This is a genomic window from Taibaiella chishuiensis, from assembly GCF_003014535.1.
Taxonomy (GTDB): domain Bacteria; phylum Bacteroidota; class Bacteroidia; order Chitinophagales; family Chitinophagaceae; genus Taibaiella; species Taibaiella chishuiensis.
This window is the reverse complement of sequence record NZ_PYGD01000001.1, coordinates 1,080,563-1,094,025: the sequence shown is the minus strand read 5'-3', so window position 1 is coordinate 1,094,025 and position 13,463 is coordinate 1,080,563. Positions and strand designations below refer to the sequence as shown.

Annotated in this window: 8 protein-coding genes; 2 read left to right on the top strand and 6 right to left on the bottom strand. The window is 50.9% G+C overall.

From position 1 onward, the window contains the following. Positions 1-96: 96 nt before the first annotated feature. Both B0I18_RS04575 and rpsA read left to right on the top strand, forming a co-directional pair. Entirely contained in the window at positions 97-2,301 is a 2,205-nt protein-coding gene (locus tag B0I18_RS04575; RefSeq protein WP_181358337.1) for a choice-of-anchor L domain-containing protein, read from the top strand. A 136-nt stretch (positions 2,302-2,437) separates the two neighbouring features. After that, a complete protein-coding gene (gene rpsA, locus B0I18_RS04570) occupies positions 2,438-4,258 on the top strand; it encodes a 30S ribosomal protein S1 (protein WP_245882046.1) in 1,821 nt (606 codons plus the stop codon). A 191-nt stretch (positions 4,259-4,449) separates the two neighbouring features. Here rpsA and B0I18_RS04565 read toward each other — a convergent pair whose 3' ends face one another. The 6 genes from B0I18_RS04565 to B0I18_RS04540 form a co-directional block, all read right to left on the bottom strand. Beyond that, a complete protein-coding gene (locus B0I18_RS04565) occupies positions 4,450-5,796 on the bottom strand; it encodes a T9SS type A sorting domain-containing protein (RefSeq protein ID WP_106521453.1) in 1,347 nt (448 codons plus the stop codon). A 70-nt stretch (positions 5,797-5,866) separates the two neighbouring features. Further along, complete coding sequence (locus B0I18_RS04560; protein WP_106521452.1) at positions 5,867-6,757, bottom strand: hypothetical protein; 891 nt, start codon at positions 6,755-6,757, stop codon at positions 5,867-5,869. 30 nt (positions 6,758-6,787) lie between these two features. Continuing rightward, positions 6,788-7,486 carry a hypothetical protein gene (locus tag B0I18_RS04555; protein ID WP_106521451.1) on the bottom strand — a complete coding sequence of 233 codons (699 nt, stop codon included), beginning with the start codon at positions 7,484-7,486 and terminating at the stop codon, positions 6,788-6,790. A gap of 229 nt (positions 7,487-7,715) precedes the next feature. Beyond that, positions 7,716-10,160 (bottom strand): tail fiber domain-containing protein, encoded by a 2,445-nt coding sequence (locus B0I18_RS04550; RefSeq protein WP_106521450.1) that lies wholly within the window; start codon positions 10,158-10,160, stop codon positions 7,716-7,718. 232 nt (positions 10,161-10,392) lie between these two features. Beyond that, a complete protein-coding gene (locus B0I18_RS04545; RefSeq protein WP_106521449.1) occupies positions 10,393-11,130 on the bottom strand; it encodes a hypothetical protein in 738 nt (245 codons plus the stop codon). A 255-nt stretch (positions 11,131-11,385) separates the two neighbouring features. Continuing rightward, positions 11,386-13,443, bottom strand: a complete 2,058-nt coding sequence (locus tag B0I18_RS04540; RefSeq protein WP_106521448.1) for a sensor histidine kinase — start codon at positions 13,441-13,443, stop codon at positions 11,386-11,388. Positions 13,444-13,463: the final 20 nt, after the last annotated feature.

The window sequence follows — 13,463 nt, the reverse complement described above, 5'->3', positions numbered from 1 at the left end:
CGGTGACCATAGATGCAACGCAGGGAAGCCCACGGAAGCTATTGTCAGCCCTACTTAGATCCAACAAAAATCCATAGACCAAACTTTTATTCTTTTATGAGAAAAGCATTACTCCTTTTAGGTATAATGATAAGCATCCATTTCGGCCTGCGCGCGCAGATCGACGTGGTAGACAACCAAACGGCCCAGGCCCTCGCCCAAACGCTTGTAGGACAGGGTGTCGTACTGCTCAACCCGGTGCTGAACTGCCCCGGCATAGCCAACGGTAAGTTTAGGCTTACCGCCGGCACCACTAACCTGGGTATCGATAGCGGCATCGTACTTACGAGCGGCCGGGCAATGAGCATACCCGGCGATATCGGCGTTAACGGACCCAACGTTGCCCCCTCCTCGGGCCCATCGCAGAGTAATGGCGCCCCCGGCGACCCGGATCTGAACACCGTGCTGGCAGGCCTCTTAAGTAAGGACCGCTGTAACCTGGAGTTCGACTTTGTTCCTGCAGGCGATACCGTTAAGTTCGATTATGTTTTCGGCTCCAGCGAGTATATGAACTATTCCTGCTCGAGCTTCAACGATATCTTCGGCTTCTTTATTTCCGGACCGGGTTACACCGCGCCACGTAATATCGCCCTCATCCCGGGCACCAATATCCCTATTTGCGTAAACAGTACTACCGGGGTTACGACCGGCGCCCAATGTTCGGCTATGGGGCCCGGCTCTCCTTTTTCCATCTATTATGTGGATAATGTGGGTGGCGCAACCATTACCTACTCCGGTTTTACCAAAATATATACCGCGGTGGCGGCCGTTATTCCCTGCGATACCTTCCACCTGAAACTCGCCATTGCCGATGGTTCCGGTTCCGGTATCGACGAGATCCTGGATTCGGGCGTATTCCTGAAAGCAGGCAGTCTTAACTCTACCGGTATCAAACTGACCCCCGAATCGACCAATGGTGGCGCCGACACGAAGGCACACTGTATCCGCGGCTGTAAATCGGGCTTTATCCGTTTTGCCCGCCCTGCGGTAAGGCCTACCCCACTTACCATCAAATACCTGATCAGCGGCAGCGCAGTTAATGGCGTGGACTACCAGACCATTACGGACAGCATCATTATCCCGGCCAACCAGATCGCCGCCGAGCTCGAGATCAAACCCAAACTGGTACAATATCCTTCCGGCGTCAAAGAGGTTATTATCCGCGCCTTATCTCCGTATACCTGCGGCAATGGCCAGCCCAATGTTGTAGATACCGCGGTGATGTATATCCACGATTCCCTGTTCGTAGAAATCCCGACTGCACCGGTAACCGTTTGTCCGAATACGGAGATTACCATTACCGCCAATATCGATACCTCCCTGAATTTTTACTGGAATCCGACAGCGCTCATTCCTGATCCGCTGCCCCTGGGACTGACCATACACCCCAAACCTACGGTGACTACCCAGTTCAGCATTACCGTAACGCAACCGGGTGCACCGGCCACCTGTCCGCCGGTAAGACGTAATTATATTGCTAATGTAGAACCGCTGCCGCGTATAAAACTGCCGGCAAAAGATACTACGATATGCGTTGGTGCAGACTCTGTAGACCTGAGCGTATACGCCCTGCCTACCGGTATAGCGTACCAGTACAACTGGTCGCCGGCCACTTACCTGCGCGACAACAGTTCGGCCAACAACAAGCTGAAGGCCCCCGTAGGCGATTACCGGTATGTAATTACAGCCACCACACCTGTTGCCGGTTGCAGCAGCAAGGATAGCTTTACCGTACATGTAGTACCTCCTTTCGAATTCGTATCCGTAAGGCCTGTAGATACGACCATCCGCTACGGCGACCAGATCCAGTTCGACTCGGAAAGCGAGGCCATTTACTGGCTGTGGAACCCGATTACTTACCTGAGCGACCCGACCGCCAAAGCGCCTTATGCAACACCGCTCGAGTCGACCCGTTACACCCTGGTAGGCATCAATAAATACGGTTGCAGGGACACTGCTCTTGTGAATGTAAAAGTGATCTACGAACCGAACAGCGGTATGCCCAATGCCTTCTCGCCAAACGGCGACGGCCTGAACGACATCTTCAGGGTAGAAAACCTGAGGTACGACAAGCTTACCGAATTCCGCATATTTAACCGTTACGGACAAATGGTGTTTGAAACACTGGATGGCCGCAAAGGCTGGGATGGTACCTATAACGGCCAGCCTGCGCCTATGGATGTATATTTCTACACCGTAAAACTGACCCTGCCTAACGGCACGGAAAGAGCCTTTAAGGGCGAAGTGACCCTGATACGCTAAACCATTTTTAAGTTAAACCGGAAAGGACGCCCTGAAAAGCGTCCTTTTTTTGTTAAAAAGCAATAATATTTCTTCTCATTAGAAAAAAATATTACCTTTGCATCCCAAAATTTCTTATAAAAGGAGGACTTTAACATTGGAAGAAAACCAAATTATTAACACTCAAAACAGCGCTCATGACGATTTCGATTGGAACGTCGATAAGCGAAATGTTGCTACTTACTCTAAAGAGCAACGCGAAGAGCTTGAAAAAAGCTACGAACAAACTTTCAAAAGCATCGAAGAATCCGAACTGATTCAAGGTACTATTGTTGGTTTAACCAAAACTGATGCTATCGTAAACATCGGTTTCAAATCTGACGGTCTGGTATCGCTGAACGAATTCCGCGATATGCCTAACCTGAAAATCGGTGATGAAATCGAAGTACTGGTTCTTGAAAAAGAAGACCGCGACGGACAGTTGAGCCTCAGCCGCCGCCAGGCGCGCCAGGTACGCAGCTGGCAGAACGTGGTTGACTACTTCAAATCCGGTGAAGTGGTTACCGGTACCATCACTTCCAAAACCAAAGGCGGCCTTATCGTGGACGTTAATGGCCTGGAAACATTCTTACCTGGCTCTCAGATTGATGTAAAACCGGTAACGGATTACGATCAGTACGTAGGTAAGACTATGGATTTCAAAGTTGTGAAAATCAACGAGCAGATCCGCAATGCCGTAGTATCGCACAAAGCCCTGATCGAAAGCGATCTGGAACAGCAGCGCGGCGAGATCATGTCTAAACTGGAAAAAGGCCAGGTACTGGAAGGTACCATCAAAAATGTTACCGACTTCGGTGCGTTTGTTGACCTGGGCGGTGTAGACGGTCTGCTTTATATTACAGATATCAGCTGGGGTCGTATCTCTCATCCGAACGAAATTCTGAGCAACGGTCAGAAACTGAACGTAGTAGTTCTTGATTTCGATGATGAGAAAAAACGTATCAGCCTGGGTCTGAAACAACTGACTCCTCATCCTTGGGATAGCCTGCCTGCAGAAATCCAGGAAGGTGCTACCGTTAAGGGTAAAGTTGTAAACATCGAAGACTACGGTGCATTCCTCGAAGTTATGCCTGGCGTAGAAGGTCTGGTGCACGTTTCAGAAATTACCTGGAGCTCACAGCCGATCAATGCGAAAGAATTCTTCAAAATGGGTGACGAATACGGTGCAAAAGTTGTAACACTTGATAAAGACGAGCGCAAAATGAGCCTGTCTATCAAACAACTGACCGAAGACCCATGGGGTGCTATCGAAAACAAATTCCCGATCGAAAGCCGTCATAAAGGTATCGTGAAAAACATCACTCCTTATGGCGTATTCGTTGAACTGGAAACAGGTATCGGCGGTATGATCCACATCAGCGACCTGAGCTGGACCAAACGCTATAACCACCCGAGCGAATTCACCAAAGTTGGTGATGAGATCGAAGTGAGCATCCTGAGCATCGATAAAGATAACCGCAAACTGTCTTTAGGCCACAAACAACTGGAAGACGATCCCTGGAACACCTTTGAAAGCGTATTCCCGATCGGCTCTCAGCACGAAGGTACCGTAATCCGCAAGGATGAAAAAGGTGCTGTAGTACAACTGCAATACGGCCTGGAAGCTTTCGCACCTGCACGCCACCTGCGTAAAGAAGACGATAGCATCCTGTCTGTAGACGAAACCCTGCCTTTCGTAATCATCGAATTCGATCGTAACGACAAACGTATCATGGTTTCTCACAGCAAAGTTTGGGAACAATCTAAAGCTGACGAGCGTGAAGCTGAGCACAAAGCCAACCAGGCTGAAGCTGAAAACACTAAAAAGACTGTAAAAAACATACAGGCTAAAGTGGAAAAAGCTACCCTGGGTGACCTGGGCGCCTTAGCTGATCTGAAAGAAAAGCTGAAAAACGAAGAAGAGGGTAACAACAAATAAGTTGACCTGATTCCCCATAAAGAATCCCGCTCTCAAAAGGAGCGGGATTTTTGTTGTTATTGTATCCATCGGGATACGGACCTTGCCGGAAGAACCGGTGATACCCTGGAGCAGACAGAACTCCTGGCGCTACGAAGCCCGGCGACAAAGGTCCCGGGCTTCGTGATCCTGGTTCCGGGTACCGGACCCTGTTACTGTTTTACGACCTTAAAGGTATGCCTGTTGCCCTCCCATGCCGCAGTAAGCCAGTAGATGCCCGCCGGCAACTGCTGTGTTTCGAGACCCAGTTGGTTACGCCCGGGTTGTAGTGCCTGCCGGCCACTGTAGACCAATGCTCCTTTAGCATCGAATAGCTTCATTTGCAATTCGGCTGCGGCAGTTACCGTAAAAGCAAGAAATAAACGGCCGGCAACAGGATTGGGCCATAATTCAGGCCCGGTGGCTACTGCGTCGCATGCTGCATACACCACCCTGCTGTATCGGGCGCTGCCATCACGGTCTATGACAGCAAGGCGGTAGTATCCCCTGTCCTGTTTAGCGGTATAGGTATAGCCATGCGTCCCGGCATTAAACGCGACAACAGCACAGTCCTGCCAGGTCAGCGCATCGGTGCTGTATTGTATTACAAAGCGGCTGACCTTAGTTTCCTGCGCTGTGGTCCAGGCCAGGTTTACGCGGCCATTATCACAAGCGGCATCGAAGCGGGTCAACTGCAGGGGTAAGGGACTATTGACAACAGAGAGTGTCCAGCGGGAGAAATCCTGGATACCGTTACGCTCTACATAGTTGGCAGCCGCGCTTTTGGAAGAGCTGCCCGTATTCGTCCAGGTAACCGTATCGGTACTCTTCCACATCTCGAGCTGGCTTTCCGTAAGGCCGTTCAGTTCTCCATCGCGGTACAGGATGCGTAAGGTCGCGCCCAGGTTGGTGTTATTTGCAGGAAGAATGTCATAATAGCGTGTTATACTGCTGCCGGCATTGTGTGCGTTTAGCTGCGACATATGCCCGCGGCGAATCGTTGTAGCGCCCAGGTTCTGCGCCGAGGTAATGATGGCCCCGAGGTTGCCGGGATTAACACCCACCGGGGCGTTGAGGCTGCGCGTAACAGCGAGGTAGCCGCCATAAAGGGTATCTGTAGCATAACTGGTTTCAGTTTCGCCAGTCAGCGCGGCATTAGGCCCGAGGTTAACGATATGCCCGTGTAAATCCAGGATGCCGGATGTAAACTTCAGGGCGCCTTCGGGCTTCAGGTCCTGGAGCAGCACCAGCCTGCCGTTTCCCTGTTTGGCTATTTCCAGGGTATCCAATGCCGATAGCGGGGAGACCGTCCCGCTAATGGTATCGTTGCCCGGACCGGCAAATATTGTTTTACCGCCGGTGGCCTGGAAGTAGGTGCCGTTATTGACCAGGTTGGTATGTTGCAGGGTTACCACCGCGGCGCCGGTTGTGTATACGGTAGCGCCGTTTTCGATAAACAGTTGGGCATGGACGCCTGTGCCAGCCAGCAACAGGGCGAGTATATGGATGATCTTGTTCATGGTTATTATTTTTAGTGCATTAGTAGCGGCGCCGACGCTCTGCCGGCTCTTCGCTGTTTTTGTCCCGCAATTAATTGGTATAGGTAATTTCGACCCATGTTATTTTGAACTGGGAGATATCGGGCCAGTTGGCAGCTGTTGTATTCACCGTGATGTAATAGTTGGCCCTGGTGTTGGATACCGTATGGCTTAATACCGAAGATTGGGCCACCTTAATAACCGTACCGGGTAAAGTGAGCGCTAAATCCGTAACAGCCGTTGTAGTAATACTGCCGAATTCTGAACCCCGCATTAGTTTCAGGGAGACCGTCGCTGTAGTATTATTTACGTAAAGTACTTTCACCTTCGTGATTACGGCACTGTCGGGCAACATAACAGGGGCCAACATCGTCATCGTATTGGCAATGCCTGGGTTCATGCCTACGCAGGCACCGTCTGTGAGGTTAAAGGCTAGATTGCCGCCCTGGTTACTGACAAACGCCACGGCCGGTATGGACATTACCTTAGCCGAACGGGGCATACTTTGCCAGGTTCCCACCCCAAGCGCATCGCTGACCAGTACTTTGCCTAAGCCGGGCGTACCCGCCTGCAGCCGCACGTAACCCGATATATTTATGTTCCCACTCACATCGAGCCGTGCCACCGGGTTGGATGTGCCGATCCCGACATACCCGTTTTCGTTCGCAATTGTTACCTGGGGTATGCCGGGGAAATCGCCGGTCGTAAAATTGAGGTTATGGCTGGAATGGGTCTGGATATAGGCTTCGCCGCCGGTTATCGCAGTACCCACTTCGATCTGTCCGCCCGGACCGGGCAATACCTGTGCAATACCCACTCCAGCCGGGGTCGTATCCTTTACCGTTAAGGTATAACCCGGCGTGGTGGTACCTATACCTACCTTCTGGGCGAAGCTATATGCGGTCGCCGTTATCAATGCCAGGAGTAATAAAAGTGTTTTCATGGTGTATTCATTTAATAAATGGGGGGTTATTTACCGGAGCAGGATGAATTTAACCTGCACATAAACCGACCAGGGATTTTGCTGGGCCGGAGCTGCTGCGCCTACGGCCTGGTATACGGTACCTACCGTTTGTATCACGTCGCCGGCCGCCAGGTATTGGATCGTACTCTTTTCACCATCGTCCGAATGATAACGCCATGGCGTATCCTGGGCCGCATCGGCAGCATCGGGACTGATATGGAAGAATCTTTTCGTCAGGATACCGGAACCATTATTGCGCAGTTTGATCTCGCCTTCCTGGTCTTCGCGGTTATCCTGGAAATTAAAAATGTTGTTGCGCTCCTGTACCCCTGTGCCATCCGCACTGAGCAATACAAGGTAATAGCCGCTTTTTTTAACCGTATAGGTAAGGTTGGGTAAGACCACCGCCTGGCCCCGCGTCATGGAGGTAAAAACCGGCACCGAACCATTTGCAGCCAAGCCCACTACATCAAAGTAATTGATCACCGATTTCCAGCCGGTACCGGCATAGGCTTCCACGCTCGAGTCGGCGTCGCGGTAGCGTATCGTACCTTTCGAACCGCTACCCGTAGTCCCTATTTTAATGGCCCCGTTTACGTCCAGCTTTTCGGTGGGGATAGTCGTACCGATCCCAACGTTCTGCGCTTTTGCCCAAGGGATAAGGGTTACCGAAAGGAGTACGCATAAATAGATAATTTTCCTTCTCATATTGTTTGATTTTTTAAATAAAGAGCAGATCATTGAATCGCTGCAGTAATATTGTGGCATAAAAAGATAGATGCATCCGGCTGGTACTTTGCAGCATTGATGAAGTTGTTGCCGTTGCAAACAGCACAACAGGAATATCAAGTTTTCCCCACGGTCGTTTTACAAGTAAAAGGCAAGGATAGCAGGATCATTAACCTTCGTAACGTAATACATCCCTGCTGATGACCGGTTATTTATTTTCGAGCAGCGCTATTCTTTTTTTCAGCGCTTCGATCAGCTCCTGCTGTTCTTGTATCGCTTTAACCAGGGGTACTACAAAGTCGGCGTAACGCAAGCCATACAAGGCCTTATCGTTGGTCGGGATATCTACCCCGCTGAAATCGTAACCCAGTTCCCTGGCCGTCTTTTCTACATCCTGCGCCAGGAAACCGCTTTGCACATTGCTTGCTGCCATAGGATTACTTTGTTTTGCTTTTATACCGGTAGCCATATTGCCCCGGAGCTCTTTGGCGCCGGCATAATAATCATCGATACCATCGATATCTACGGTATAAGTAACAGGCCGCAGCTTGTTGATGAAGGCAAGGCCGGGTACATTATCTTTTATATTGCGCTTGAACCGTGCATCGCTATAGGTCGTCCAGCTTACCTGCCCGCCTATGCTTGTTACCCCGGTGCTGCCAATCCGTACTTTATTACTGGCATCTACCGATGCGTCTGCGCCTATAGCCGTAGCGTTGGAGATATTACCCACCGTACCTGCCGCATCGCCTATGGCGGTGTTATTATCGCCGGTAGCATTGCCCAGCAAGGCATTGGTACCTACAGCGGTATTATAGTTTCCAGAACTATTGAGGTACAAAGCGCTATAACCATAAGCCGTATTGCGGAAGCCCGATGTATTTGTATATAGTGCTTTGCTACCGCCGGCCGTATTGTTATAGCCGGTGGTATTGCCCAAGAGCGCCTTGCTACCCACGGCCGCATTGCCCGTAGCCTCCTGTGTACCTGTAGCGCCCGAACCGTTTCTATACAAGGCGCTATCGCCTACAGCCACCAGGTTACTGGCTGTAGTGTTGTTGTATAAAGCGCGGGTACCTATGCCTACATTACTATAACCGGTCGTATTGAAGTTTAAAGCCGTGCGCCCGGCAGCCGTATTGTTACTACCGGTAGTGTTATTAAACAAGGCATTGCTGCCCACTGCTACGTTAAACGATCCTGTACTGTTTGCATTCAGGGCAAAGCTGCCGGTGGCGGTATTATTAAACCCTTCCGTACTATTCGACAAGGCATTATAGCCGGTAGCGGTATTGTTGTCGCCTATCGTATTATCGTTAAGCGACCGGTAGCCATGGGCCGTATTGCCCGAGCCCTGTGTATTGGCATAGAGGGCCTTGCTGCCAACGGCGGTATTATAGGCAGCGCCCGAGCCTGCTCCGGTACCGTTATAATACAAAGCGCTATCACCGATACCGACAAGACTGTTGCCCGAAGTATTGCTGTATAATGTGCCTATACCAATGGCCACGTTATTGTAACCCGTGTTATTGTTATACAAGGCCAGCCTTCCTGCGGCTGTATTGCCGCCCCCCGTGGTATTAGCCAGCATGGCAGCAGCGCCGGTAGCAGTATTGTCTTCCCCGGTAGTGTTGCTGTATAAAGCCCCTGCGCCGCCAGCTGTATTATTGCTTCCGCTCAGGTTGGCCGTAAGCGCATAATTACCGGTACCGGTATTGCCTGCACCCGAAACATTTGCAGTAAGGGCGTTGAAACCATGGGCCGTGTTGCCCGCCCCGGTCGTATTGCTATACAGTGCCCGGCTGCCGCCGGCTGTATTACGATAGCCGGTCGTATTACTAAAAAGCGCTTTGCTGCCTACGGCTGTATTGCCGCTGGCCTCCAGGGCGCCCGTAGCACCTGTCCCGTTGTTGTACAGGGCGCTATCGCCTATGGCTACAAGATTATTACGCGTAGTATTGTTATACAGCGAACGTACGCCCAGGGCTACATTGCTATTACCTGTCGTGTTGTAATATGAAGCCCCGGCGCCATATACCGAGTTATTACTTCCCGTGGTATTGCTGTACAATGCATCGCGGCCCGAGGCCGTATTCCTGCTGCCCGACGTGTTGCTGTAGGCGGCATAGCCACCTATAGCCGTATTGTTGCCGCCCGTTGTGTTACTAAACAGCACATTACTACCCACGGCTATATTTTCAGAACCCGAAGTATTGTGTAACAAAGCTTCGATACCCAAAGAAACAATACCGTTATTGGGATCGATACCACCGGAACGGTAACCGCCCGCCCGGAACCGTAACGGTTTGTTATCTGTAGTACCGATAAAGTTTATGGCCGTATCGATGCCCGTGTTGCCGGTAAGCGACCAGCCGCCGGCAGTGCCGCCCACCTCCGTCCATAGCGAGCCCTTGTAATACCAAAAACTGTTGGTGCCGGTATCGTATACCATCAGTCCATTAACGGGCGCAGCAATGGCTGTACGCTGTGCAGTAGTCATACGCGGTATCAATATGCCTTTAGTGGTACTGCTCACATCCAGTGCGGCGCTGGTGGCGGGGGTGGTAGTACCGATGCCCACATTTTGCGCCATCATACGCAGGGGCAACAAGCCCATAAAAAGGCAGCTCAGGTAAATAAATTTATTGTTCATGTTGTATTTTTTAAAGAAAGATGATTGGGATGTGGCGCCAGGCAACGGTTTGCCAGGACAAATAAGCGTAAGGCGCCCGGCCCGTACAAAACAGGTGCAGAGCAGTGGCCTTCGTTCGAAGGCCGGCCAATAACCTTAGGTCGCTGCAACGTTCATTGCTGCACGGTTTTATACCCGGGCTTTCGTTGCGGTGTTCGCAGTCATTTACGCGGAGCGCGTAACAGGGATCGGATCAGGGTATACAGGCAGGGTTAGGCTCCTTCCAATAAATGGTGCCTGCATTGTCATAATTATTGACCAGGTAACACAGCTCGGTACCGCCTCTTTTGAGTTTTACCTTTACCACGATGCCTTTGGAAGAATTGCGGCTGTTATAGCTCGCAGCTTCGGTGGTACTGATAAACCCTCCCTGCTCCTCCACATAAACAGCGAGTATCTTTTCGATGGCAGCCACTTTTACATAAGGCACGGCAGCCATTGATGAATAATCTTTAACTGCGCCGCTAAAAGCTTTGTAATCGCTCTGCCGGATCAATTTTGCAGCAAACACATGATTTTCGATAATGCCCGGATGCGGGAAGATGATAGGTTCCGGCGCACAAACACCGTAGTAACTGAAGTTGCCCGGCACACTACCCCAGATTACCCGGAACTCGGATACCGAAGGCACATAGAAGCTGGTAAAGGTAACCATACCGGCTGCGGTATCCATAAGCGAATAGCAGTTGTGCGGCATGGCGAAGCTCAGGCTTGGATAGTTGAGACTGGTGTTGCAGATACGGGTACCGGCGCCGGCTGCCAGGTTTTTGAAGGATTGGAATAAGGCCGTAGCACAGGGGGTAAGTACGTAGGGATTACTGCTGCAGCAATTGCTGACCGGGCGGACAATAACCGGAGGGCGCTTTACCTGCGCATGCAAGGACCATGTTGCTGCACAGAACAACACGGCGGACAGGATAGACTTTTTCATGGTATAGGTATTTTAGGGTGAGCAACATAGGGTGATATTGCAGAACGCCGGGTATAGGGGCGGAGGCATCAACTGCACTGTGGATAGGCTGCCGGGGCAGGCAGCATGTACAAGTGATACCCGGGACAAAAATGGTATTATTCACACAACACACATAAAATAATCGCCCAACGCCTGCAAATAATCGCCCAATGGAAAAGACGGCCTTAAAGACCGCCTTTTCCAGCTATGGGGTTTCCCCAGTCGCAGCCTGTTTTACCCCATACTCAGCGCTACCCGGGTACCGCTACCCGTGGTATCGGCAAAGGTTATAGTTGCGCCTATTTTACGGCTCAGCTCATCGACCAGGCGCAAACCCAATCCCGACAAGGATTTGGGACTTTGTGCCGCGGCGATTGCCGTTTCATAATCTGCCTGCGAAAAATGTACGCCGTCGTTACCTATCGACAAGGTATGTCCGGTAAAACCGATATCGATAACACTCCCTTCAGGGGCTGCTTTTATGGCATTCTGCAACAGGTTGCGCACAATGGCCTGCAGGAAGTAGGGGTCCGATTTTACCCGGGCGTCTGCAGCTACGGCATTATTTACCCTTAGCCCTTTGGCATCGCTGTTGAGCTGCAGCAGTTGCAAACAGTCGGTTACCACATCGGCCACAGAAACGGGTTGCATCTCGGTATTAAACTGGTTCATCTGGGTCTTGCTCCAGAGCAACAGGTCCTCCATAGTTTCGAGCAACGAACCGGTAGCAGTTTGTATCCGGTAGCTTAATACATTCCGTTGTTCTTCGGTAAGCCGGTTCTGATCCAGTTGTTGCAGCTTCAGGAATTGATAGACCTGACTTATGGGCGAGCGCAGATCGTGGCTGATAATACTGAACAGCTTGGCTTTGGTCTGGTTGGCCTCCTCCAGGTCGTGGTTGAGCCGGGCCAGCGTTTTGTTTTTATGATCCAGCAGATCGGCGGTACGTTTTTTATTCCGGTAAATAACAAACAGGAGCACCGCAATAAGCAGGACCAGGGCGAGGCCTGCAACAAGCCACCAGAGCTGCTTACGGGCATAGGACAATTGTACCTGCTGTTGTTCTATCTGTTGTTGTTTTTCTTTGTTCTGGTATTTTGCTTCTGCATTGGCAAGCCCCTGTTGCGTCTTTTCCAGGTATAGCGAATCCTGCAACAACACATTTTCCTGTGCATAACGATAGGCGTCCTGCCATTGTCCCAGGCCGGCGCTACAGCGGGCCAGGGCGGCCTGCACTTTAGTAAAGAACTCGAGGCTTACCAAGCGTCCACCGGCTTCGGCTTGCTTCAGCAAGGGCAAGGCTGCCTTGTAATCCGCAGCAGCCATATATACCTGGCCTTCTAGTAACTGCAATTGGCTAAGGGTAGTGGGATCCTGCGCATATTCGGGCGCCAGCTTTTTGGCACGATCCAGGAACAAACGGGCCTGGTCCTGCTTGCCGGCTGCAAGCATATGTTCTATAAATACCAGGTCGAGCGTAATGCGCACATTGCAGGCCATACCGAATCCGCCGGTGCACATAGCGCTCAGGCTATCGTAGTAAAGGTTGGCCTTATCTGCCTGTCCCAGGTCCAGTAAGGCTTCTGCATATAATTTATAATAAAATACACTGGCGCCGCGGTCGGCGGGCAGGATATGAGGCCTTGCTTTATCGAGGTATACCTTACTCTTATCGGGCTGCTTCAGGTTTACATTGTACAATTCGGCAATCTTAATCAGATCTTCGGCTACATAGGCATTAAAGCGCGCCGTCTCTTTTCCTTTGGCCAGTTCCCGTTGTGCATAAGCCAGGTCTTCAAGCAGGTAGTTGAGTTGTTTTTCATGAATACCTTTGGCTGCATAATAATTGGCCAGTACAGAATTATTGATGATACGCAGGTCCTGGTTTTTCGTGGTATCGGACATATGCTCGAGTTCGCGTGCCACCTCGTCCAGCTTCATTTTTTCTCCGGCCGCGTAGTAGGCAAATACCAATCCTCTCAGCGGCCGCGATAGCAAGGCGCCATCCTTTGCCTTACGGGCATAAGCTATCGCCTGTTCATAATGGGATACGGCAGTATCGTAGTTGGCAGGCATTTCCATACTCTGCCCGATATAATAATGAAAGAGGGCCAGGTTATACCAGTCGTCGCCGGCTACCTGCGGCAATACTTTACGGGCCAGTATTTCGAGCTCGTGGTTGTTGGTGATGCCGATCAGCGAGTCGCATTGTTGCGCTTCTTTTTTAAAAGCATGTTGTGCCGCGAGCACTGTAGGTAACCATAAGAAAAGCAGGGTAAAGATTTTCCGCATAGGTACAGGATTGAGAAGGG

Bases quoted from the DNA above. Each gene is read 5' to 3' on its own strand.
- B0I18_RS04550 (WP_106521450.1), bottom strand. From the start codon at position 10,160: ATGAACAATAAATTTATTTACCTGAGCTGCCTTTTTATGGGCTTGTTG.
- B0I18_RS04560 (WP_106521452.1), bottom strand. From the start codon at position 6,757: ATGAAAACACTTTTATTACTCCTGGCATTGATAACGGCGACCGCATAT.
- B0I18_RS04545 (WP_106521449.1), bottom strand. From the start codon at position 11,130: ATGAAAAAGTCTATCCTGTCCGCCGTGTTGTTCTGTGCAGCAACATGG.
- B0I18_RS04575 (WP_181358337.1), top strand. From the start codon at position 97: ATGAGAAAAGCATTACTCCTTTTAGGTATAATGATAAGCATCCATTTC.
- B0I18_RS04565 (WP_106521453.1), bottom strand. From the start codon at position 5,796: ATGAACAAGATCATCCATATACTCGCCCTGTTGCTGGCTGGCACAGGC.
- B0I18_RS04540 (WP_106521448.1), bottom strand. From the start codon at position 13,443: ATGCGGAAAATCTTTACCCTGCTTTTCTTATGGTTACCTACAGTGCTC.
- B0I18_RS04555 (WP_106521451.1), bottom strand. From the start codon at position 7,486: ATGAGAAGGAAAATTATCTATTTATGCGTACTCCTTTCGGTAACCCTT.